The sequence below is a fragment of the Polycladomyces zharkentensis genome (genome assembly GCF_016938855.1).
Taxonomy (GTDB): Bacteria; Bacillota; Bacilli; order Thermoactinomycetales; family JIR-001; genus Polycladomyces; species Polycladomyces zharkentensis.
This window is the reverse complement of the sequence record NZ_JAFHAP010000004.1, coordinates 190,177-211,310: the sequence shown is the minus strand read 5'-3', so window position 1 is coordinate 211,310 and position 21,134 is coordinate 190,177. Positions and strand designations below refer to the sequence as shown.

Here is a 21,134-nt window from a genome sequence, read left to right as displayed (position 1 = left end):
GAGGGAGGATCGATCACATGAAGGTGGAAGCGTTGTTTCACCGGGCGGAATCACCGTTTGCCCATCCCCTGGACGCCCGACGGTTGCATGTTCGGCTACGGACGAAACGGGGGGATGTAAAACGGTGTGAAGCGCATTATGCGGATCGCTATGATCCGCCGGAAATGTCGGAAATCGTCCCGATGGTACGGACGGGTTCTGATGCGTGGTTTGACTATTGGGAAGGCGTGATTCCCGCGCCGCACAGGCGGGTGCGGTATGCATTTTACCTGGAAGATGAAAACGGTGACAGTCTGTGGTACGGGGAGAGCGGGTTTTCCTCTGACCGACGGGAGGCGGGCGTGTTTCAGTACCCCTACATTCACGAGGAGCATTTGCATTCTGCGCCGGATTGGTTTCTCGACAGCGTGGTGTATCAGATTTTTCCCGAACGGTTCATGAATGGTGATCCGACCAATGATCCGGAACATACGGAGGAATGGAGCGTGTCCGCCCGTCCTCGGCCGGACAGCTTTTACGGAGGGGATTTGCAGGGCGTCATCCGCCAACTGCCGTATCTGAAGGAGCTGGGTATAAACGCGTTGTATTTGACACCCATCTTTGCATCGCCGTCCAACCATAAATACGACACAACCGATTATACCCGCATCGATCCGCACTTCGGTGATCGGGAAACGCTGAAGGAGTTGGTCAGCCGGGCGCATCAATCGGGAATACGGGTCATATTGGATGCGGTGTTCAACCATTGCGGGTATGGCTTTTTTGCGTTCCAGGACGTGATCAAAAAAGGGCGTGCGTCCCGTTATTGGGATTGGTTTCACATCAAATCGGGGCCGGTGATGACCACGCCCAAACCCAATTATGAAACATTCGCCCAAAATGTGTGGACCATGCCGAAACTGCGGACAGATCATCATGAAGTGAGAGAATATCTGCTGGATGTCGCCGCCGAATGGACGCGGGAGACGGGGATCGACGGGTGGCGACTCGATGTGGCCAACGAGGTGGATCATGCGTTTTGGCGGGCGTTTCGTGAACGGATCCGGTTGATCAACCCGTCCGCCGTCATCATCGGGGAAGTCTGGCATGATGCGGGTCCGTGGTTGAAAGGCGATCAATTTGACTCAGTAATGAATTATCCGTTTCGGGAGGCCGTATTGGATTTCGCTGCCCGTGGCCGGATTTCGGGGAGGGAGTTGGACGCCCGTTTGACGCGGATTCGAATGACGGTGCCGGAACCGGCGCATCGGGCGCTGCTCAATTTGTTGGGTTCCCATGATACCGAACGCGTTCGAACGGCATGCGGGGGAGATGATCGGCGGTTGCGGCTGGCGGTGCTCCTGCTGATGACCTATACGGGCGTACCGATGATCTATTACGGAGACGAAGTGGGAATGGAAGGCGGGAACGACCCGGATTGCCGTCGACCGATGATATGGGATGCGGATGAGCAAGACCGGGATTTGCTCGCTTATTATCGTTTGCTTATCGCGATTCGCCGCGGCAGTGCAGCGATGAGAAGAGGGGAGACGCGCACTTGGTGGGTGGACCCCGACGGCGGCGGATACGCCTTTTTCCGCCGGTGGCAGGAAGAAACGGTCGGTGTGGTTCTCCATAACGGCGATACCAGTCGTACATTCACTTTGGACGCCCGACCGTTTGATCACGCGGAAGAGTTGGTGGATGCAATGACGGGTGAGGTGTTTGCTGTCCGGAACGGAACCGTCACGGTGGCGTTGGGGCCGTTTCAGGGCAGAGTGTTGCGGTTGAAATAATGGGAGAAGTGAGTTCCCGGATTACCCCGGAATACCTCGCGAATCCATCATCGTATCCCGTTTCCCGGTGCAATCGGCTACGCAAACAAGAACAGGTACATCAATGGTGGGAGAACAACTGGGGAGAAACCGTATTGAATCGACAAAAAAAGGCAAAAGGTTGGGTCCTCCCCCGGTGTGCATGACACCTTCGTGCGGCCCAAGTCATAGAAACTATGTGCCCGAGGTGTGCAGGGCCTGCAGAACCCGTAAAGACGTTTTACCGGGCAAACGAATCGTAAGTCCCATAACGGACGTTGCGAAATGCAGCCGATGACAGGTACCTCCGTATGCCGCAAGGCTTGCTTCAAACCCACCTCGCGCCTCACACTTGTGGAGGAAAGCTCCGATCACGAAATCCGCTCCGTGGTTCACCTCCGATATCTCCTGATTGATAGCAGATACGAGGAGCAAATCCCAAATAAATGGAAGACATCCGAGGAAAACGACCTTTGATTGTGTATAATGAAAACGATGAAAACGATTGCGCACAAGCTGAAACAAAGGGGATATCGTCATGGCTACCATCAAGGATGTCGCCAAAAAAGCGGGCGTGTCACCGTCGACGGTTTCACGCGTGATCGCAGGAAGCAACCGGATCAGCCAAGAGACGAAAGAGCGCGTGCGTCGTGCGATGGAACAGTTGGGATACGTGCCCAATGCAATCGCCCGGAGCCTGGCCCGCAGCAACACCCATACAATCGGTTTCACGATGTGCCGGCGTGCGGATCAAGTGTTTTCCAACCCGTTTTTCCCTGAAGCGATCCGCGGAATGTCCGCGGTGGCACAGGAGAAAGATTACAACATCCTGCTTTCGATCAGTCTGACTCCGGAAGAAGAGTTGAAAAAGTGTTTGCAACTGGTACGGGAGCGGCGGGTGGACGGGCTGATCCTGTCCACTTCGCGGGTGCGGGACCCGTTGATCGAAGCGCTGGTGAAAGAAAACATTCCGTTTGTCGTAATCGGACGCAGTGCGGATCAGCCTGTCCGTTCCGTCAACAACGACAATGTCAAAGCAGGGTATCAAGCAACGTTACACCTGTTGGATCAAGGGTATCGGCATATCGCGTATATCAGTGGACCACAGGATTTGGTGGTCAGCATGGACCGGTTGACCGGATATAAACAAGCGTTGATTGAACGGGACATCCCGGTTGTGCCCGAACGGATCGAGGTGGCGGAGATTTCGGAAGAGGGCGGAACACAGGCGATGTATCATTTACGTGAGAAAGGGGTACCGTTTGATGCCGTTGTGGCGGCGGACGATTTGCTGGCACTCGGTGCTCTCCGCTATGCTCATGAGCAGGGGGTCCATGTGCCTGATGAGCTGGGGATTGTGGGTTTCAACGACACGCCGATCATGTCATATACCCATCCGCCGTTGACCAGTGTCCGCATCCTTTCTTACCAGCTGGGTGTTGAAGCGATGGAATTATTGCTCGAGGGATTGGAACACCCCGAAAAAGCGCAAACCAAAAAAGAGATCCTGTTGCCGTCGGAACTGATCGTGCGCAAGTCCAGTTGCCCCGATCGTCCGTAAGGTGTAAGCTAATAAAATGACCCGTGGAAACAAGTTGCCGAACCGAAGGGATATCGTTGCCAGTTTCACGGACCCGATACGGGGGGATGCGGACGTGAGCGAAAGGATGGAAGAAATGGCCTATTTGGACAATAGCGCCACCACCCGGACTGATGATCAAGTGGTGCGGGTGATGGTTGAGGTGATGAACAACATATACGGGAACCCCGCTTCGCTTCACGGATTGGGCGCCAAGGCGGAACGGCTCGTCACCCAGGCCCGTGAAGCGACGGCGCGCACACTGGGTGTCTCCCCCGGGGAGATCGTGTTTACCTCCGGTGGAACGGAAGGGAACAATACGGCGATCAAAGGTGTGGCGTTCCAATACCGTGACCGGGGTCGCCATCTGATTACCACCCGGGTGGAGCATCCTTCCGTCTACGGGGTGTGCAAACAGCTGGAAGAGTGGGGTTGGCGCGTCACCTATTTGCCGGTGGATGCGTACGGTCGGGTGCGCCCTGAGGACGTGGAGACAGCCATCACCGACGAGACGGTCCTGGTTTCCGTCATGCACGTCAACAACGAGGTGGGCACCATTCAGCCGATCGCGGAGATTGGAGCGCTGCTGAAACGTCATCCCAAAGTGCTGTTCCATGTGGATGCGGTGCAGTCATTCGGCAAAATGGAAGTGCGGCCCAAAGAATGGGGCGTGGATCTGATGACCCTTTCCGGGCACAAGTTTCACGGTCCCAAGGGTGTGGGATGCCTCTATGTCCGGGAGGGGGTATCATTGGCACCGCTTTTGACAGGGGGCGGACAGGAAGGCGGACTTCGTTCCGGTACGCACAATGTCCCCGGCATCGCCGGTTTTGCCAAAGCGGCCCTGTTGGCCAAAGAACGGCAACCGGAAGCGGTTCGTCGTTGGTCGCGTTGGAAGGCGGATCTGATTGAACAGGTGATGAGCAGGGTGGAAGGTGTCCGGGTCAACGGTGACCCTTCTCATGAAGGGGGTGCCCCTCATATCGTCAGTTTCTCCTTCCCTGGCCTGCGTTCGGAGGTAATTGTGCATGCATTGGAAGAGGAAAACGTGTTTGTTTCCAGCAAATCAGCCTGTTCGTCCAAAGGAGAAAAACCGAGCCGCATCCTGTTGGCGATGGGGCTGGACCCGACTGCTGCGGTCGGTTCAATCCGCATCAGCATGGGGTATCACACCACGGAAGAAGAAGTGGAACGGTGTGCACGGGCACTGTGTCAAGTGATTCCCCGATTGCAAAAGATCATGACGTAAGGGTGCGACGCATATGGGATACGATGTGATTTTGATTCGATATGGAGAATTGGCGTTGAAAGGAAAAAACCGGTCCGATTTCGAAGACCGCCTGTTGCGGAATATCCGCAACAAGTTGAAAGATTTTCCGGATGTGAAAGTGAAAAAGACGTATGGCCGTATGTTGGTGGAGCTGAACGGACAAGCTCATCCGCCCGTCGTGGAGCGGCTGAAGGAAGTTTTCGGCGTTGTCGGTGTAAGTCCGGCCAAGCGCGTCCCCACAGAGTTGCAGGCGCTCCAGGAGGCGGCTGTGGCATTGATTCGCGAGCAGCAAACACTCCCCGCCACTTTCAAGATTGCGGCCAAGCGAAGCATCAAATCGTTTCCGCACAAATCGATGGAGTTGAACCATCTGATCGGTGGTTACGTATTGAAAAATGTGGACGGGATCAAAGTGGACGTTCATCATCCCGAGATCACCGTTCATGTCGAAGTGCGCTCCGAAGCCGCCTATGTATACGGTGACGACATTCCGGGGCCGGGCGGATTGCCCGTCGGTGCCAGCGGTCGGGTGGCCCTGCTTTTGTCAGGCGGGATCGATTCGCCGGTGGCGGGGTATCTGGCGTTGAAGCGCGGTGCGGAATTGCAGGCGATCCACTTTCATTCCTATCCGTTCACGAGTGAGCGTGCCAAACAGAAAGTGATCGACCTGGCGCAAATTTTGACCCGCTACGGAGGAAAGATCCGTCTGCATGTGGTGCCGTTCACCGAAATTCAAACACAGATCCGGCAAAAATGCGAAGAGTCGTATTCGGTGACGGTGATGCGCCGGATGATGTTCCGCATCGCCGAACGAATCGCTCACAAAGAGAAAGCGCTGGCGCTGGTCACGGGTGAAAATCTCGGCCAAGTGGCCAGTCAGACGCTGGAAAGCATGTACACGATCAATCACGTCATTCGGATGCCGGTTCTGCGCCCCGTGGTGGGTATGGATAAACAAGAAATCATGAACATGGCCAAACGGATCGGTACCTATGAAACCTCCATTTTGCCTTATGAAGACTGCTGCACCGTTTTTCTCCCCAAATCGCCCAAAACCCGTCCGGATTTGGCCGCGACGGAGCGGACGGAATCCAATCTCGACGTGGAACGGCTGGTGCAGGAAGCGGTGGATGCGACGGAAGTATTGGATCTGTCACCGGACAAACGGGAGGAAGAGTTTACGTTTTTCTGATTCCGAACGGAAGCGAAAGTCTTTGCCAGTGGAGATACGGAAACGCGGGGGACACACAAAACCGGGGACCCGTTTTCCCAACAGAAGCGATATGCGCATTCGCGGGGAGACGGGTCCCTTGATCCATTCATATTCACTGAAACCACGACAACATAGATCATGCTGCAAGAAGGGGAGCTTTACTGCTTGCTTGCGATCGTTCAACGCCATAGCGCGTCTTTTGCAGGTGAAATGCGTTGTTCAAGCATGGCGATGTAGAACCGGCGGCACATGCCCGGTGTCCATTCCGTTTTCGCGATTGGCTCTAACGTTGGTTTCAGTCTGAATTTGCAGGTAATTATCACCGTGATCAACTTTTTGTACGGTCTTTCCTTGGTTGATACTACCGGCATTTTCAGAATGGATGAAAAGGGCATTGGATCAATGGGTGAGAGCGGAAGCCCCTCCCGCGTCCGACGTTCGTTTTTATCCCAATCCCGAAGGGCCGGTTTTTCCCATTCGCGCTTTTGGCTGCTTCAGCTCTTCCCAAAATGAGCTCAGCTTCCACTTTGTCTGCGAAAGCCCGGGCTGGATCATCCCATGACGGTGGTGGCGGGAATATCACTGCTGTAATTGCTGTGGAAGAATAACTCGGAACACCGACGTATGGTGATATCCCCTAGGCGGGAAATCGGAACCCGTTAGCCTCACGCCCTGAAAAAAGGGGAGCCGTTTTCACCATCCGGTGGAGGTGAACAACGGCTTCGGCAGCATCTCCCGCTTCACGTAAACCCATTCTACTCGGCATGAAAAGGTGGCCGGTCGAACACTTTCGTGAGACTCCTTGATTACAGCAGCCGCTCAATCCGCTCGATCAACGCCACATCGCGCTCCGTCACGCCGCCGGCGTCATGCGTGGTGCAGGTGAGGGTCACGGTTTGATAGCCGATCAGCATGTCCGGATGATGATCGAGACGCTCGGCTTCTTCCGCCACACGTACGGCAAAGTGAACACCGTCCATATATGCGGGAAAAGAGAACGTTTTGACCAGTGCCTCGTTTTCCCGACGCCATCCCGGAAAACGGACCAGTATATTCTCAATTTCCTGAAGGGACAGTTTCATGATCAGGTTCCCCTTCCTTTTCGGCTGTAGGGTACAACTATTTCTCAGTTTATGATATCGTATGATGGGAATCTATAAAAGCCGAAACCTTGTATGACAGGAAGGAATGGAGTTGGATTGGATACACAATTTTGGATTGGATTCATTAATATCATCATTCTCGACTTGGTATTGAGTGGAGACAATGCCGTCGTGATCGGTATGGCGGCAAGAGCGCTCCCCGAACGACAGCGGAAAAAGGCGATCATCTTCGGTACCAGTGCCGCCATTGTGCTTCGCGTCGCTTTGACCGGCATTGCCGCCTATTTGTTGAATATCCCGTTGTTGATGTCCATCGGTGGATTGATCTTGCTGTGGATTGCGGTAAAACTGGTCGCTGAAGAGGATGGCGAGACGGAAGTCCATGTCGGCCGGGGGTTGAAGGAAGCGATCAAAACGATTATCGTCGCCGATGTCGTGATGAGCTTGGATAATGTACTGGCAGTAGCGGGGGCGGCGCACGGCAATTTCTGGCTGGTGCTGTTCGGTTTGATGCTGAGTATCCCCATCATCATGTGGGGCAGCCGGATGATTGCCGTGATGATGAACAAACTGCCGTGGCTGGTGTTCGTCGGCTCCGCCATTTTGGGATATACCGCCGGACAGTTGATCGTGGAAGATCCCATCATCCATCAACAGTTCGTCGAGTCAGTGCCTGTTTTGTCCTGGGCAGTGCCGCTCGCTTTGGCTCTGTTGGTTGTGATTGCGGGTGGCGCGCTTAAACGTGCCGCCAAATGAAAAAACGGTTCGCGTTCCGCAACTGCGGAGCGCTTTTTTGTGTGCATGCCGTTTGCGTCCCCGATCCATACTAACAGGGCAGAGTTTGAATCGGAGGCGTTGGTGGGATGAGTGGCGGTTTATTGTCGGCTTGGCGTTTGTGGGATCAAGTGTATTATCACTGTACCCGCCTACAGTATGTTGACAGGGAAAATGAAAACCTGTTCCGTGTGGTGATCAAACCGTATCATGGACCGACACTGACGACGTCTGACGGGGAGGTTTTACAGGAGGGAGATTGGTATGCCAAATTGCATTTGCACAATTGCTTGTTGGCACACATATTGCGTCGTCACAGGGGAGACGATGTCCAAATGGCGCTGCGGGTGCTGACAGAAGTGCGCCAATCTCTCCCTGCATTGGCGCGTTTCATTGCTGATCATCCGCGATCGGATCAAATCAGGGTATTGATGGGAACCACATTTTTGCACCGTGGATCACAACACCTGGGGTTTGACGTGACGGATGTGCCCGGCTCTTGGTATGCCGCATACAAAACCTGGTTTTTTAAATTCATTTTGTCCAATTGCCATCCCGAAGGATGGAAGCGACTGAAAACAGGGAACAGCCCTTTGATCCCCAAACGGGTCTACATTTCCAAAGCACGCTTGTTACGGCGTTATCTTGATGGTGAGGGGCCATGACAGACAGAGTGCTGATTTTGACGGAGCAGATTGGCGGTAACGGGCATTTCAAAGCGGCACAGGCCATTCAAAAAGGGTTGGCGAACGCGGCTCCCCGACTCCAGACGGAAATCGCCTGCGGTATGCCGTTGGTCCACCCCTCTCTGGAGCAGATGATCCGCAAATGTTATCTCCACACCTTGCAATATGCACCGCATCTGTGGGGGGCGGCGTACCGAAGAGAAGGGGAACTGAGTCAATGGTTCAAAACGCCGCTGGGAAAACTGGTAGCCAATCGGATCAAAGACTGGGTCCAACAAGTACAACCCCGCACGGTTGTTTGTACGCATGCGTTATGTTTGAGTGCGATGGGCAGAATCAAGGAACGGATGAAACGACCGTTCTCATTGGGTGCGGCCATCACCGATTTCGATGTCAACGGTTTTTGGGTTGACCCCGCCGTTGATTTTTATCTGGTGGCCCATGAACGGGTGAAACAACGTTTGTGTCAGCGTTTTGGCATCTCTCCCGGCCGAATTCATATCACGGGCATTCCCATCGACCCTGCTTTTTCCGTGCAACAACCGGCCAAGTCCGAGCTTCGGCGCATGTTGGGGCTGGATCAGAATCGTTTGACGGTGCTGATCATGGGCGGGGGTGTGGGTTTGGGCCCGATGGAAGCGTGTTTGACATCATTTTGCCGCGATTGGCCGGAAGTGCAGTTGGTGGTCGTGACAGGAAAAAATGAATCCCTGTTCCGACGGTTGAATGATCGTTTCGGCGAGGCGGAACAAGTGCGCGTGTTGGGATATGTGGACCGGATGGCACAATGGATGAACGCTTCCGACTGGATTGTTTCCAAGCCGGGAGGATTGACCAGTTCCGAAGCGTTGGCAGCCGGGCTGCCGTTGGTCATTTGCCGACCGATCCCCGGTCAGGAAGAGCGGAATACCCGTTTTCTCTTGCATCAGCGGGTGGCGGTTCGTCAGGACTCGCCTGCCGCCATTCCGCGACAGATGCAATCCATGCAAACAGATGATGCTCAATGGCGGCGCATGCGCGACAATGCCCTTCAGCTGGGGAGACCGGATTCGGCCCATCGGGCGGCGGATGTGATACTGAACACATTGTGAAAAAAAACCGATCCGAAACAATCGGATCGGTTGAACTGGCATTTAAGCATGGTCGGTTCTCGCATGATTACGATGCATCCGCGGTCGGTGTATTCAAGGTGTGGAATGTGATCTCCGGACGGGAACGCAGGCGGAGATTGAGGGCCGTCTGCCCCAGTCCCTCGCTGATGTAGTAGGCGCGGTTCCGGTAATAATGCAGACCGCGGAAGATGCGAAGATGCGGAAGTTGTCCCATCTTTTTCAGATGGTACGGTTTGGGCCAGTGAATCTGCCCGCCGTGGAAATGACCGGACAGCAGATAGTCAAACGGGTAATCCGCCATCTCCAGCACAATGTTGGGATCGTGTGTCAACACGAGATTGATGCCGTCCGAGACATCTTTGTATGCACGGGCCAAATCACTGCGTCCGGTGTAATGATCATCCACACCGATGATATTGAGCCGAAGGCCGTCTTCCAACTCCAGCGTACGGTGTTCATTTTGCAGTACGCAGCAACCCCGCTTCTCCATCTCTTTTTTTAACTGAGGCAAAAGGTTTTCGATGCAGTAATCATGATTGCCGAATACGGCGTACATCCCATAACGCGGATTCAAAGAAGCCAAAACGTCCATATATTCCAGAAAGCGGTCGGTCATCCGCGGTGTGTCCAGGTAATCGCCCGTCAATGCGATCAAGTCGATTTCCGTATCCCCGATTTGCTTAAGCAACGCCTGAGGGGAAACCGACAACTTCTCCATGTGCAAGTCGGTCAAATGGAGAATTTTCAATGGAGAAGAGAGAACAGGGCGCGGAATTTGGAGGTTCACATGTTTCACCATCGGTTTGTACGTGTTTCGCCGGGCGATGATCCACAGCACGACGATCGCCGTCGCCATGGCGCCCCCGATCCATTCGATGATGGACATGTTGTCAATCACCACCTTCTACGTTTCCCGACTCTTTTCTAGCATACTGGCTCTACCTCCTCCCGTCTATAGCAAATGAAGGAAAGAAACCGCAAATCACGGGATTTCACTCAATGATTCACCCATTGTTCCAAAAGACGGCCCCTGTCCCATATGGATTCATCCGGTTGTGCTGTCTCAGTGGTTAATGAGGGCTTTTGGATTGTAGAGCATTCAAAATAATGATATACTTTTCTCGATACCGAACAAAAGTTCTCTTTATATTCGATTCCCCAATCGGGCAACATGATCTCTCTATGTGGGGGAGCGGAAGATGCATCTTGAAAGGAGATGATTCCATGGGAGATCAATTCAGCAATGCGCAAATCGGTCAAATCGGCTTTTTTGAAATTAACGCCAAAAATCCAAGAGAAGTAAAAGGGTTTTATGAATCCGTTTTTGGCTGGAAAATTGCGGATGATGACGGTGAATCGCTGAATATCTCAGGTGATGAGGCGGGGATCAATGGCCATATTTTTAGATGGCCACATGAACACCCTCCCTATATCACTTTTTATGTGAAAGTAGAAAATATCCAAGCCACCTTAGACAAAGTCACCCAAGCCGGAGGCAAAGTGATGATGCCCGAAACGGAAATCCCTGGAGACGGCACATTTGCCCTTTTCACAGATCCGGAAGGTCATGTAATGGGCATTTACTCCGGAAGATAATCACAATGTAAAAAAACCCTTCAACCCTAGTGGTTGCAGGGATTTTTCATTTCTTGATTCATTGCCCCCGAGTGTCTCACCGTCTCGGGGGCCTTTGTTATGGCTGGGGAGGCAGGAATCGAACCTGCGCATCACGGAGTCAAAGTCCGTTGCCTTACCGCTTGGCTACTCCCCATCAAATTCATGTCGGGAATCGGAGTGCCACGCTTCACCTGAATGTTTACGGATATCTTGTCACATTGAAGTTGTTTTTATACGACAATAAATGTCGACAAAAAGAGGAAAATGATGAAATTTGTAGAATGTTTGGAGGTGTATGGGGATGAAAGGATGAGGTGGTGGGAGATGGATATTCCGGCTTCGATTGCAAAATTGCTGGAGCGGGCGATCGACATGCGTGCCAGTGATATTCATGTGGAGCCGCAGAAGGATGGTTTGCGCATCCGGTTTCGGATCGACGGATTTTTGACGGTGATCGACCGCATACCGTCCGAGTGGATGTGGCGATACGTGTCCAGGCTGAAAGTGATGGGCCACTTGGATATCGGGGAGAAACGCCTTCCACAGGATGGGGCAATGACCATCCGGCATCGGGGTGAAAAGGTGGATGTGCGCATTTCCACGATGCCGACCGTACACGGCGAAAAGGTGGTGCTCCGCCTGTTGCGCGACCGACCTGACGGATGGAGGCTGGCCGAATTGGGAATGGACGAGCCGGAGCTGTCCCGTGTGACACGTTTGATTGACCGGCCGCATGGATTGATCGTGGTCACCGGTCCGACCGGGGCGGGGAAGACGACGACGCTGTATGCGATGTTGCGCGAGTTGAACCGACCGGAGACCAATATCGTGACATTGGAAGACCCGGTGGAGTTTCAGATGGAGGGGGTCAACCAAATTCAGATCCACCCGAAAGCGGGATTCACCTTTGCAGCGGGTTTGCGGGCCGTACTCCGCCAAGATCCCAATGTGATCATGGTAGGTGAAATACGGGACAGGGAGACGGCGGACATTGCCGTTCGCGCCGCCATGACCGGACATCTTGTGCTGTCCACCCTGCACACCCCGGATGCGCTGGGTTCCATCACCCGTTTGCTCGATATGGGGGTAGAGCCGTACCGGGTGGCGGCCACGCTGATCGGAGCCGTCGCCCAGCGGTTGGTTCGGCGGGTCTGCGGTTCATGCGGAGGCGAAGGATGTCCGGATTGTCAGCAGACCGGTTATCGCGGGAGAACGGGCGTGTTTGAAGTGATCACAGTGGATGAAGCGTTGAGTCGCGGCATCGCGGAAGGCTGGTCATCGGAACGGATGCGGAAACATCTGTTGCTCCGTGGTGTGCGCACCATCGCCGACCGGGTGAAGGAACGCGCTGCATCCGGATTGACGACGTTGGAAGAGTGTCATCGGGTGGTGGAGTTCAGTGAGGAAATGGAAGTGGTCGGCGGAGCGGTTGGCGATGTTCAGCAGGACGCTCGCTCACCTGCTGGAAAGTGGATTCCCGCTGTTGCCCGGCATCGCGATCCTGGCGGAACAACGGGTGATCAGTCCCGCACAGGCCGAACGGATCCGGCAAAAGTTGAATGAAGGAGCCAGTTTCTCACAAACCTTGCAGGGAGAAGGCGTGCCGCCGCTCTTCCTGTCATTCGTCAGTGCGGCGGAAGAGCACGGAGATTATGGGCAGGGGTTGCGGCAGTGCGAAGCGTACTATCACGAGCTTGCCCGCAGGAGACGGGAAATCGGACAGGCTGTGATCTATCCCGTGATCGTGTTTGTTTTGGTCATTCTTTCGTTTCTTTTTCTGATTACCGCTGTCATTCCTCGTTTTTCGGTCTTATATGAAACAATGGGTTTGGAATTGCCCCCGTTCACGGTCGGAATGATTCGCCTGTACGCCTGGCTCAATGAGTCGCTGGCGGGGGCGGTGTGGAGCGTTTCTCTCTTGGTTGTGGCGGGACTCGGTTTGCGTATGCTGCCGCCTGAGAGGCGTGCACCCTGGGTCGAACGGATCATTCGTTTGCCGATGGTTCGGCGTATGTATCGTTACCGTTTTACACACTATTTTTCCATTCAGCTGGGGTTGTTGCTGAGAGCGGGCGTTCCGCTCTTGCGCGCATTGGACATCATGCGGGAATTGACACCATGGTGGTCGTTAAAGGCATCCATTGACCGGATTCGATCTTGCTTGCTGTCGGGAGAATCTCTGCACGATGCGTTGAAACACGGTGGAGCGACCCTGTTGTTGCCGACCCTTTCCCAATGGGTCGCCTTGGGAGAGGAGACCGGGCGGCTGGATCATGCCCTGTTGTCGATGGCCAAGGGAACGGAATTGTTGATGCATGAACAAATTCGCCGGTTCACCCGAAGTTTGGAACCCGTGCTGATCTTCTGCATCGGTCTTATGATCGCCGTTACGGTGATGGCGCTGTTTTTACCCATGCTGCAGTTGGTGAAAGCCATATAGAAGGGATGTGGACGCATGCGTTCCCCGATCGGGAACCAACGGGGATTCACCTTGGTGGAAATGTTGGTGGTGCTGTTCATCATCGGTGTGATCATTGCCATCGCCTTGCCCAACCTGAAATCGGCCGGAGAAAAGGCGCAGGACCGGGCATGTCAAGCCAATCGCCAGCTGATCGGCGCTCAGGCGGACAATTATTACCTGGAGATGGGAAAATACCCTGCCAACGTGGCCGAATTGAAAAAAAGAGGGTATCTCAGAACAGAACCGGTTTGTCCTGCCCACGGCAAATATACCATCCAACCGGATGCACCGCCGGAAAAACGGGTCCGTTGTTCCAAGCATGGTGAGTAGCGGTGTGTTTGATTATGAGGCTGACACCCCGTCCCGGGAAGGAAGGCGGATGGACGCTGTTGGAGATGGCATTGATCCTGGCTTGCATCGGCTTGTTGACTGCGTTGGCTTTTCCGGCCGCGGCGCAAATCGGGGAACGGGTGGATCGGGAGATGACTTTGTCCCGTCTGCAATCGGATTTGCGTATGGCACAGCGGTGGGCGGTGAGCCGCGAACGGGAGGTGGTTGTACAGTTGTCGAAAGATGGTCGGCACTATCGGATTCTTTCCGGTTCCGCCGTATGGAGGACAGGTGAAGTGTCGCGAAGATACCGACTGGTCAGCAACTATCCGGGCGGTCGTTTGGAATTTCGTCGAAGCGGGCAGGTGCGGGGCGGAACCATTCACCTGATGGAGGGAAACGCGATCCGGGGAAAGGTGATCATCCAGGTGGCATCAGGACGTGCCCGTGTGGAGACGGCACCGTGAAAACGTTTGGCGGTGAACGCGGCTTCACGTTGGCGGAGGTGCTGACAGCGCTGATGATCCTCGGTTTGTTGGCTGTCACGGCCATTCCGGCATATACGGAGTTGCGCATCCGATATCAGGTGCAGGATCAGCGCTTTGAAGCCGTTCAGTTGATGCAGGAACAAATGGAACGCCTCCAACGGACATGGGTCGTGCCGGCGGTCAACAGGACAATGGAGATCAACCGTGCCGGGACGATGTTTCGGGTCACTGTACGCAAGAGGTTGATTCGTTCCCATTTGCTGGAGTCGGAAGTGGTGATACGATGGCGGGACTTTCGGAAACAAGAACAACTGCTTCGCCTGCGCGCCCGTCAGTTCGCTCCCTGAAGCGTCAGGCCGGCTTTACTTATGTGGAAATGGCGGTGACAACGGCGCTGTGGATGTTGATGATCCCGATCGTGTTCACCGTGGCGTTTACTCTGGAATCCTCGCTGAAAAAACAAATCGGCCGGGTACAGTTGCAGATGGAAGCCAATGCGTTTGTCAGTGATATCCGCGATGAAATTCGGGGAGCGGTCAGGGTTCGTTCCGGAACGGACGGTGCTTTGTGGTTGGATCGCGCTGACGGGAGTATCGTTCGTTACCAGCTGAAAAAACGGCGGGTCATCCGGGATGTTCGTCATCCTGGCGAGCGTTCCTTTTCCGGGACGACCGTTCTGTTGCACGAGGTGTATTTCCTTTCTTTCGTTCCGGCAGAGGACGGGGTGAAGGTGGAGGTGGGACTGCAAAACTGGTATGCTGACTTGGAAGTGTTTACGTTTGTTCGGCTTCGCGCACCTGCCGACAGGCCGTAGTCGGCAAAACGGATTCGCGTTGCCGATGGTGTTGGCTGTTACGATGATGCTTTTCCTGTTGCTGACCGCTGCTGTGAGCAGTTTGGCCGACAACAGGGACGATACGATGTGGCAGTGGGAAATGACGCAGGCGCAGTATGCGGCGGAAACAGGGATTGCCCGGATTCAGTCGATGCTGGCCGAACGGCGAACCGTTCAAGGGACGCTCTCATTCAACTGGGATGGGACGAAAGTGCGTGTCCTGGCCCGACCGGGTCCGTCCGGGTATTGGAGCGTGACGGCCGTGGGAGAGCGGAGAAGCGGGATTGTACAAACCGTCCGCGTCGTGCTGGAAAACCGGCGATGGACCATCATCCGCTGGGAACGGTAAACCAACGTCGACACGCTGATTCGGAACCAACCGTACGGGGCCTCCCATTCGACAAAAATCAGGGCGATCAAGTAATATAGTGAGTGATACATGCATCATCAAAGGAGAACACACAGCAAATGAAACAGCACCTGATTCTGATCGGCATGACGGGAACCGGCAAAACAACGGTGGGACGGGCACTGTCTGAACGCCTGGGACTTCCGTTGACGGATACCGACCGTGTCATTGAGCAAACCACCGGACAATCCATCGCCCAATTGTTCCGGGAACAGGGTGAGCAGGGCTTTCGTGCAGTCGAAACACAGGTGTTGCATCAAGTGTTGGCTGGGAAGCCTCAAGTGATTGCCACGGGAGGAGGCATCGTACTTCGGGCTGAAAATGTCGAACGGATGAAGCGGCACGGTTGGGTCGTTTGCCTGCAAGCTTCGGCGGATGAGATTTGCCGGCGGTTGGCAGGTGATACAAACCGGCCGTTGTTGCAGGGAGACCTGAAGCAGCGTGTTCGGCAATTGATGCTGGAGCGGGCCGGCAAATACGATTTTGCCGACTGGAAAGTGGAGACCACGGGCCACACCGCTTATGAGGTGGCGTCGATGATTGAACAGCGGTGGCGTCGGGAGATGGAAGTCCGTGTTTAAATACGCCCCCTTGCGGTCATGATAGACCGTAGGGGGTGTTGTTTTTTGTCTTCCAAGGATTTGCTGCGCATGATGTTGGAACGGTTGTTATGGTTTGTGGAAACCCCTCGGCATGAACGCAAACAATTGCAGAAGAAGAAGGAGCCGTGGACTGTGCGATGGTTCGGCATGCTTCCCGTCTCGTTGAGCATGATGATGAACACAAAGGAAAGGAACGGATCAGGAGATCATGAACACACATGATCAAAGCAAGAAAGGTTACCGATTGATCAACCTGGAAGATCGTCCTGATGTGATGCGGACGATCTCACAGGCGGAACAAGAGTTACACCGCTTGCTTCAGCAGGATGTCGCGTTGGTCGCCTACGTTCGCCAAGCTGATTCGTTGTAATCACAGGTTCGAAAATCGCCCGCATATCCTGGGTGCGTCTGTGAAAACCTATGGTCCATGAAGGAGGTGTCCGTCATGGCGAAACGCATCGCTGTGGAAGATCATTTGAAACACGTGCAGGAATATCTTCGTCACAATGGTTATGAAGTCGTGCCGCTGAACGCGTCGACCCGGCTTGACACGTGTGATTGCTGTGTGATTTCAGGTGGGGACAAAGATGTGATGGGGATGCAAAACATTGATACGGGCGCACCGGTGATCAGTGTAAAGGGACAATCGGTGGAAGAAGTATACCGCGCAATCCAGGAACGTGTGGGAAGCTGATACATGACCTGATACTGTGAATATACAGCTCAGGTTGACAAACGTCTTCTTCCCGACAAGCCGTGTCTGGCATTTTGTAGACCGACAAGGGTAACCGCTTTTCCATGAGCGACCTCGGAGCTTATGCGAAACAGGAGCGAGAGAGAAACAGGCTCAACCCCGGCAAAAGGGACTGATGGAGACACACCCTGGCGGTCTGTTTGCAGAACTTGGTGACCGTTTACCTGGAGCCAAAGGCTCTCTTAGGTTGTTGACAAATTGCGCGTGCTCCAAAATCGCATGGTGGCACGTAGTCATCAGATCCGGGGAGCCAAAAGGCTCCCTTTTCGTCTGCCTGAAATATGGTATACTCGTATAGGTGGAATGCAGGACTCATTCATTCATTTCAAACGCCATCATCTGACGGATCGATACAAAGGAGCGATCAGATCCATGTTCCATCGAACGGAAACCAGACCCGTTAAAGTGGGGAACATTCAAATCGGCGGGAATGATCAAGTGGTCATCCAAAGCATGACCACCACCAAAACGCACGACGTCAAAGCAACGGTGGAGGAGATCAATCGGCTGGCGGAAGCGGGTTGCCAAATTGTCCGTGTTGCAGTGCCGGACATGCGGGCGGCGGAAGCCATCCCATTGATCAAAAAAGAAGTAAACGTACCGTTGGTGGCTGACATTCATTTCGATTACAAACTGGCGTTGAAAGCAATCGAAGGCGGTATCGACAAAATCCGGATCAACCCTGGTAACATCGGTCGACGAGAAAAAGTGGAAGCGGTGGTCAAGGCCGCAAAAGAACGGGGCATCCCCATTCGCATCGGGGTCAATGCCGGTTCATTGGAAAAACGGATCTTGGAGAAATACGGTTATCCGACCGCGGAGGGAATGGTCGAGAGCGCCCTCTACCATATCGGCATTTTGGAAGAGCTGGATTTCCACGACATTGTCGTGTCACTCAAAGCGTCCGATGTGCGTCTGGCGATCGAAGCTTACAAAAAAGCGGCCGAGACGTTTCGTTATCCGCTCCATCTCGGCATTACCGAATCGGGCACCTTGTTCTCCGGCACGGTGAAAAGCGCTGCCGGCTTGGGCGCGTTGTTGGCGATGGGAATCGGCTCCACCATTCGGATTTCCCTGAGTGCTGATCCGGTGGAGGAAGTGAAAGTGGCGCGGGAATTGCTCAAGGCTTTCGGATTGGCCGCCAATGCCGCTACGTTGATCTCCTGTCCCACCTGCGGACGCATCGAGATCGATTTGATCAGCATCGCCAATGAGATCGAGGAATACATCTCCAAAATACAAGCACCGATCAAGGTATCTGTCTTGGGTTGCGCGGTCAACGGTCCCGGGGAAGCCAAAGAAGCGGACATCGGCATCGCCGGTGCGCGCGGAGAGGGATTGTTGTTCCGGCACGGAAAAATCATCCGCAAAATCCCGGAAGAAAAAATGGTGGAAGAACTGAAGAAAGAGATTGATAAGCTGGCGGAAGAATTTCGCCGCAAACAACAAACGGAACAAGGTGTTTGAGTTTTATGCTGATGAACTCCGGAATCCCGGAGTTTTTTTGTTATACATCCGCTCAAATATTGAAATACTGAAGCTGAGTCGGTAAAAAGGAGGAATTACGATGGGCCGTTTGGCTTTGATATTGGTGATAGTCGGTGCCGTGAACTGGTTGCTGGTCGGACTGTTCCAATGGGATTTGGTCGCCGCCATCTTTGGAGGAGACGCCACACGCGAATCCTCGATCATCAGTCGGATGATTTACGGTCTCGTGGGACTGGCGGGAATTTACTCCATCAAGTACCTGTTTGATGATCGGGTCCCCGCCCGTGAAGCGGAATGAGTGGGCGAGGGAATCAATTTCCCGTTCTGAAACTCCGCACTCGACGGCAAATTTGGATTCGTTCCCGAGGATGGCCGTTTTCCCGTGAACGACCCGTGAACTGGCGAAACAGGAGCGGAGGAAAACGGTGCATCGGAAATTCCATTGAATCACTTGTCAGGAGACTCACAACACCGGAAACACCGGTGTTGTTTTTTGTTTGGATCCGGTCATTTCTGCAGTACAGTTGCCGCCTGGTAATGCGTATATTGAAACAGCGATTGAATGGCTTATCCCGGATGGAAGAGAAGGGGGACGGAAACATGAGACCGCTGATCGGATTGACGATGTCCTTGCAGGAAGAGCGGGTACAGACGCTCTCGCGGGAATACAGTGATGCGATCCGCCGCGCGGGAGGAACACCTGTGGCGATTCCGTACTGTCATGATCCGGAGATCGTAAATGAGATGGCGCAGCGCTTGGACGGCGTGGTGTTGACCGGAGGAGGGGATATTGATCCGTCGCTGTTCGGGGAAGAACCGTTACCGGGACTGAGAGAGATTGTGCCGGAACGGGACCGCATGGAGACGGCTCTGGTCCGTCTTTTGTTGGAAAGGGACAAACCCCTTCTGGCCATCTGCCGGGGATGTCAGGTATTGAACATCGCTGTGGGCGGCGACATGTATCAAGATTTGTACACTCAACGTGAGGGTTTGCTTCAGCATGATCAGCGATCCCCCCGTCACCATGCCACACATGCAATTCAGCTGGTGGAAGGCACCTTGCTGCATCGTCTGGCACAGGGAAATCCCGTTCGGGTTAACAGCTTTCATCATCAAGCCGTTCGAAGAGTCCCCTCTTCGTTTCGGATTGCCGCACGGACGGCCGATGGTGTGATTGAGGCAATCGAGAGCGCACGGCACCGATTTGTTGTGGGCGTACAGTGGCATCCCGAATGCATGGCGGAGACGGACGCTTTTTCCCGGAGATTGTTTGAAGCATTGGTGGAAGCGGCGGGACGACGCTTCTGACATCTTAAAAGAACCCGTGGTATCCGTGGGAGAATGAAACGAGGGAAGGACAAAGCCCCGTTGATCCAAAGACTGACCTGAGTATGACCCGCAAGCGCGGGAATTGACTTGGGCAAATGAGCAATTTCCTCTTGAGTGAAGCGTATTTTGCCCGTGTTGCGCCCTTGATCCCATCCGGCATGGATCTGCTTCCTGAGACAGCTCAACCGGGTTGCCTTGGTGAAAAAGCGAGGAACCGCCCAACGGTCAAACCATTCGCTCTTGACCCCCACCTTCAAGAGTGGGGGCCTCCTTTTTCACCGCGAACGTATTTTGCATTGAACAGAAACAGGCGCAACAAGAGATACAGTGACGGAACGAGCAAAAAGAGACCCGCAATAAACGCCGTCACCAATGCCACTCCCATCGTGGAATGGGTCAAGGCGGAGTGAATCGTCACATACGGATACAACAAATACGGCAGGTGGGAGATGCCATAACCGTAGAAGGCGAATGCAAACTGCAGCATGACGAGGACAAACGCCCATCCCAGCGCTTTACGCTTCCAGATCAGGATGACCGCTCCGAGGAAGCAGAGCAGGGACAAGGCAAACATCCACCACAGCTCCATGGTTTTGGCGAAATGCTGAGGATTGTGCTGAGACAAGCCCACAAAGACGAGAAAACTGGCCAGTATCGTCGGCCCGCTCCAGGCGAGTGCATACTTGCGCAACAGCTCCATGGCGGGACGGTCTTCCGCGCGGTGTGCATAAAACGTCAGAAAACTGGCGCTGATGTAGAGTACGCTGACCAAGGCGAGAAAGACGACCGCCCAGGAATACGGGCTGGTCAGCAGCCGATCCGGCAAAAAGATGACATTATCGCCTTCTTTGCGGATGAATCCCCCTTCGGAAATGGTGAGCACCGTAGACAGAGAGGCGGGGATAAACAGACCGGTCGCACCGTACAGAAAGAGATACAGCCGGCTTTTCCGCGCGCCATAATTGGCAAAAGCGTAAAACGAACCGCGGATCGCTAGCAACAAAAGGGCGATTCCGCCGGGGAGCAGCAGGGCGGTTCCGTAGTAAAACGCCGTTTCCGGAAAAAACCCCACCAATCCGACGAAAAAGAACACCAGAAACACGTTGGTGACTTCCCACACAGGGGATAAATACCGGTCGATGATCTTGTTGATGATGTGTTCCCGTTTGGTTACCGCACTGTAATAGGAAAAAAATCCGGCTCCAAAATCAATGGAAGCCACGATCAGATAGCCGTACAAAAAAGTCCACAGCACCGTGATCCCGATCGCTTCCAAATGCACGGTCATCCG

25 protein-coding genes and 1 tRNA gene are annotated in these 21,134 nt (G+C 54.1%); 22 read left to right on the top strand and 4 right to left on the bottom strand.

What is annotated here, in order from left to right; translation table 11 throughout:
- The first annotated feature begins 17 nt into the window (after positions 1-17).
- The 4 genes from JQC72_RS02865 to thiI all read left to right on the top strand — a co-directional run bounded on the left by JQC72_RS02865 (position 18) and on the right by thiI (position 5,834).
- A complete protein-coding gene (locus tag JQC72_RS02865) occupies positions 18-1,775 on the top strand; it encodes a glycoside hydrolase family 13 protein (RefSeq protein ID WP_205492604.1) in 1,758 nt (585 codons plus the stop codon).
- Between the two features lie 556 nt (positions 1,776-2,331).
- Positions 2,332-3,354, top strand: coding sequence for a LacI family DNA-binding transcriptional regulator (locus JQC72_RS02860; protein WP_205492603.1), 1,023 nt, complete (start codon positions 2,332-2,334; stop codon positions 3,352-3,354).
- Positions 3,355-3,469: 115 nt separating this feature from the next.
- Positions 3,470-4,621, top strand: coding sequence for a cysteine desulfurase family protein (locus JQC72_RS02855; protein WP_419179834.1), 1,152 nt, complete (start codon positions 3,470-3,472; stop codon positions 4,619-4,621).
- Between the two features lie 13 nt (positions 4,622-4,634).
- A complete protein-coding gene (thiI, locus tag JQC72_RS02850) occupies positions 4,635-5,834 on the top strand; it encodes a tRNA uracil 4-sulfurtransferase ThiI (protein ID WP_205492602.1) in 1,200 nt (399 codons plus the stop codon).
- 827 nt (positions 5,835-6,661) lie between these two features.
- Here thiI and JQC72_RS02845 read toward each other — a convergent pair.
- Positions 6,662-6,937: a 4a-hydroxytetrahydrobiopterin dehydratase gene (locus JQC72_RS02845; RefSeq protein WP_205492601.1), complete on the bottom strand. Its 276-nt coding sequence runs from the start codon at positions 6,935-6,937 to the stop codon at positions 6,662-6,664.
- Between the two features lie 117 nt (positions 6,938-7,054).
- Here JQC72_RS02845 and JQC72_RS02840 point away from each other — a divergent pair, with 117 nt between their 5' ends.
- The 3 genes from JQC72_RS02840 to JQC72_RS02830 all read left to right on the top strand — a co-directional run bounded on the left by JQC72_RS02840 (position 7,055) and on the right by JQC72_RS02830 (position 9,509).
- Positions 7,055-7,714, top strand: a complete 660-nt coding sequence (locus JQC72_RS02840; RefSeq protein WP_302104448.1) for a TerC family protein — start codon at positions 7,055-7,057, stop codon at positions 7,712-7,714.
- Positions 7,715-7,821: 107 nt separating this feature from the next.
- Positions 7,822-8,397 (top strand): YkoP family protein, encoded by a 576-nt coding sequence (locus tag JQC72_RS02835; RefSeq protein WP_205492599.1) that lies wholly within the window; start codon positions 7,822-7,824, stop codon positions 8,395-8,397.
- The gene (locus JQC72_RS02830) at positions 8,394-9,509 is read left to right on the top strand and encodes an MGDG synthase family glycosyltransferase (RefSeq protein WP_205492598.1); all 1,116 of its coding nucleotides are present in this window, start codon (positions 8,394-8,396) and stop codon (positions 9,507-9,509) included. Before JQC72_RS02835 ends, JQC72_RS02830 begins: the two co-directional genes overlap by 4 nt.
- A gap of 67 nt (positions 9,510-9,576) precedes the next feature.
- On the opposite strand, the gene JQC72_RS02825 is transcribed toward JQC72_RS02830, so the two are convergent.
- Positions 9,577-10,416, bottom strand: a complete 840-nt coding sequence (locus tag JQC72_RS02825) for a metallophosphoesterase (protein ID WP_205492597.1) — start codon at positions 10,414-10,416, stop codon at positions 9,577-9,579.
- 338 nt (positions 10,417-10,754) lie between these two features.
- On the opposite strand from JQC72_RS02825, the gene JQC72_RS02820 reads away from it, so the two are divergent.
- Complete coding sequence (locus JQC72_RS02820; protein WP_205492596.1) at positions 10,755-11,126, top strand: VOC family protein; 372 nt, start codon at positions 10,755-10,757, stop codon at positions 11,124-11,126.
- Positions 11,127-11,226: 100 nt separating this feature from the next.
- Here the strand turns inward: JQC72_RS02820 and JQC72_RS02815 are convergent.
- Positions 11,227-11,301: transfer RNA gene (locus tag JQC72_RS02815), tRNA-Gln, on the bottom strand.
- A 155-nt stretch (positions 11,302-11,456) separates the two neighbouring features.
- Here JQC72_RS02815 and JQC72_RS16380 point away from each other — a divergent pair.
- The 14 genes from JQC72_RS16380 to JQC72_RS02750 all read left to right on the top strand — a co-directional run bounded on the left by JQC72_RS16380 (position 11,457) and on the right by JQC72_RS02750 (position 19,822).
- Positions 11,457-12,710, top strand: coding sequence for a GspE/PulE family protein (locus JQC72_RS16380; RefSeq protein WP_302104447.1), 1,254 nt, complete (start codon positions 11,457-11,459; stop codon positions 12,708-12,710).
- Positions 12,631-13,587, top strand: a complete 957-nt coding sequence (locus JQC72_RS02810; protein WP_302104446.1) for a type II secretion system F family protein — start codon at positions 12,631-12,633, stop codon at positions 13,585-13,587. The genes JQC72_RS16380 and JQC72_RS02810 overlap by 80 nt, the downstream gene beginning before the upstream one ends.
- Before the next feature lie 15 nt (positions 13,588-13,602).
- Complete coding sequence (locus JQC72_RS02805; RefSeq protein WP_205492594.1) at positions 13,603-13,938, top strand: competence type IV pilus major pilin ComGC; 336 nt, start codon at positions 13,603-13,605, stop codon at positions 13,936-13,938.
- Positions 13,939-13,952: 14 nt separating this feature from the next.
- On the top strand, positions 13,953-14,405 hold the full coding sequence (locus tag JQC72_RS02800; protein WP_205492593.1) for a pilus assembly FimT family protein: 453 nt from the start codon (positions 13,953-13,955) through the stop codon (positions 14,403-14,405).
- A complete protein-coding gene (locus JQC72_RS02795; RefSeq protein WP_205492592.1) occupies positions 14,402-14,773 on the top strand; it encodes a prepilin-type N-terminal cleavage/methylation domain-containing protein in 372 nt (123 codons plus the stop codon). The genes JQC72_RS02800 and JQC72_RS02795 overlap by 4 nt, the downstream gene beginning before the upstream one ends.
- Before the next feature lie 35 nt (positions 14,774-14,808).
- Positions 14,809-15,240: a hypothetical protein gene (locus JQC72_RS02790; protein ID WP_205492591.1), complete on the top strand. Its 432-nt coding sequence runs from the start codon at positions 14,809-14,811 to the stop codon at positions 15,238-15,240.
- Positions 15,206-15,610, top strand: a complete 405-nt coding sequence (locus JQC72_RS02785; RefSeq protein ID WP_205492590.1) for a hypothetical protein — start codon at positions 15,206-15,208, stop codon at positions 15,608-15,610. The genes JQC72_RS02790 and JQC72_RS02785 overlap by 35 nt, the downstream gene beginning before the upstream one ends.
- 119 nt (positions 15,611-15,729) lie before the next feature.
- On the top strand, positions 15,730-16,251 hold the full coding sequence (locus tag JQC72_RS02780) for a shikimate kinase (RefSeq protein WP_205492589.1): 522 nt from the start codon (positions 15,730-15,732) through the stop codon (positions 16,249-16,251).
- A 45-nt stretch (positions 16,252-16,296) separates the two neighbouring features.
- The gene (locus JQC72_RS02775) at positions 16,297-16,494 is read left to right on the top strand and encodes a YqzE family protein (protein ID WP_205492588.1); all 198 of its coding nucleotides are present in this window, start codon (positions 16,297-16,299) and stop codon (positions 16,492-16,494) included.
- On the top strand, positions 16,481-16,642 hold the full coding sequence (locus tag JQC72_RS02770; RefSeq protein ID WP_205492587.1) for a hypothetical protein: 162 nt from the start codon (positions 16,481-16,483) through the stop codon (positions 16,640-16,642). Before JQC72_RS02775 ends, JQC72_RS02770 begins: the two co-directional genes overlap by 14 nt.
- 75 nt (positions 16,643-16,717) lie before the next feature.
- Positions 16,718-16,966: a YkuS family protein gene (locus tag JQC72_RS02765; protein ID WP_205492586.1), complete on the top strand. Its 249-nt coding sequence runs from the start codon at positions 16,718-16,720 to the stop codon at positions 16,964-16,966.
- 432 nt (positions 16,967-17,398) lie between these two features.
- Positions 17,399-18,493: a flavodoxin-dependent (E)-4-hydroxy-3-methylbut-2-enyl-diphosphate synthase gene (ispG, locus tag JQC72_RS02760; protein ID WP_205492585.1), complete on the top strand. Its 1,095-nt coding sequence runs from the start codon at positions 17,399-17,401 to the stop codon at positions 18,491-18,493.
- A 100-nt stretch (positions 18,494-18,593) separates the two neighbouring features.
- The gene (locus JQC72_RS02755) at positions 18,594-18,812 is read left to right on the top strand and encodes a DUF378 domain-containing protein (RefSeq protein ID WP_205492584.1); all 219 of its coding nucleotides are present in this window, start codon (positions 18,594-18,596) and stop codon (positions 18,810-18,812) included.
- A gap of 302 nt (positions 18,813-19,114) precedes the next feature.
- On the top strand, positions 19,115-19,822 hold the full coding sequence (locus tag JQC72_RS02750; protein WP_205492583.1) for a gamma-glutamyl-gamma-aminobutyrate hydrolase family protein: 708 nt from the start codon (positions 19,115-19,117) through the stop codon (positions 19,820-19,822).
- A gap of 274 nt (positions 19,823-20,096) precedes the next feature.
- On the opposite strand, the gene JQC72_RS02745 is transcribed toward JQC72_RS02750, so the two are convergent.
- Positions 20,097-21,125, bottom strand: a complete 1,029-nt coding sequence (locus JQC72_RS02745; protein WP_205492582.1) for a cytochrome d ubiquinol oxidase subunit II — start codon at positions 21,123-21,125, stop codon at positions 20,097-20,099.
- Between the last annotated feature and the right edge of the window lie 9 nt (positions 21,126-21,134).

What these genes read in the sequence shown, in the direction of transcription:
- JQC72_RS02845 (WP_205492601.1), bottom strand. Translation starts at nt 6,937, where the DNA reads ATGAAACTGTCCCTTCAGGAAATTGAGAATATACTGGTCCGTTTTCCG.
- JQC72_RS02805 (WP_205492594.1), top strand. Translation starts at nt 13,603, where the DNA reads ATGCGTTCCCCGATCGGGAACCAACGGGGATTCACCTTGGTGGAAATG.
- JQC72_RS02800 (WP_205492593.1), top strand. Translation starts at nt 13,953, where the DNA reads ATGAGGCTGACACCCCGTCCCGGGAAGGAAGGCGGATGGACGCTGTTG.
- JQC72_RS02865 (WP_205492604.1), top strand. Translation starts at nt 18, where the DNA reads ATGAAGGTGGAAGCGTTGTTTCACCGGGCGGAATCACCGTTTGCCCAT.
- ispG (WP_205492585.1), top strand. Translation starts at nt 17,399, where the DNA reads ATGTTCCATCGAACGGAAACCAGACCCGTTAAAGTGGGGAACATTCAA.
- JQC72_RS02780 (WP_205492589.1), top strand. Translation starts at nt 15,730, where the DNA reads ATGAAACAGCACCTGATTCTGATCGGCATGACGGGAACCGGCAAAACA.
- JQC72_RS02855 (WP_419179834.1), top strand. Translation starts at nt 3,470, where the DNA reads ATGGCCTATTTGGACAATAGCGCCACCACCCGGACTGATGATCAAGTG.
- JQC72_RS02825 (WP_205492597.1), bottom strand. Translation starts at nt 10,416, where the DNA reads ATGTCCATCATCGAATGGATCGGGGGCGCCATGGCGACGGCGATCGTC.
- thiI (WP_205492602.1), top strand. Translation starts at nt 4,635, where the DNA reads ATGGGATACGATGTGATTTTGATTCGATATGGAGAATTGGCGTTGAAA.
- JQC72_RS02835 (WP_205492599.1), top strand. Translation starts at nt 7,822, where the DNA reads ATGAGTGGCGGTTTATTGTCGGCTTGGCGTTTGTGGGATCAAGTGTAT.
- JQC72_RS02860 (WP_205492603.1), top strand. Translation starts at nt 2,332, where the DNA reads ATGGCTACCATCAAGGATGTCGCCAAAAAAGCGGGCGTGTCACCGTCG.
- JQC72_RS02755 (WP_205492584.1), top strand. Translation starts at nt 18,594, where the DNA reads ATGGGCCGTTTGGCTTTGATATTGGTGATAGTCGGTGCCGTGAACTGG.
- JQC72_RS02750 (WP_205492583.1), top strand. Translation starts at nt 19,115, where the DNA reads ATGAGACCGCTGATCGGATTGACGATGTCCTTGCAGGAAGAGCGGGTA.
- JQC72_RS02770 (WP_205492587.1), top strand. Translation starts at nt 16,481, where the DNA reads ATGAACACACATGATCAAAGCAAGAAAGGTTACCGATTGATCAACCTG.
- JQC72_RS16380 (WP_302104447.1), top strand. Translation starts at nt 11,457, where the DNA reads ATGAGGTGGTGGGAGATGGATATTCCGGCTTCGATTGCAAAATTGCTG.
- JQC72_RS02830 (WP_205492598.1), top strand. Translation starts at nt 8,394, where the DNA reads ATGACAGACAGAGTGCTGATTTTGACGGAGCAGATTGGCGGTAACGGG.
- JQC72_RS02765 (WP_205492586.1), top strand. Translation starts at nt 16,718, where the DNA reads ATGGCGAAACGCATCGCTGTGGAAGATCATTTGAAACACGTGCAGGAA.
- JQC72_RS02820 (WP_205492596.1), top strand. Translation starts at nt 10,755, where the DNA reads ATGGGAGATCAATTCAGCAATGCGCAAATCGGTCAAATCGGCTTTTTT.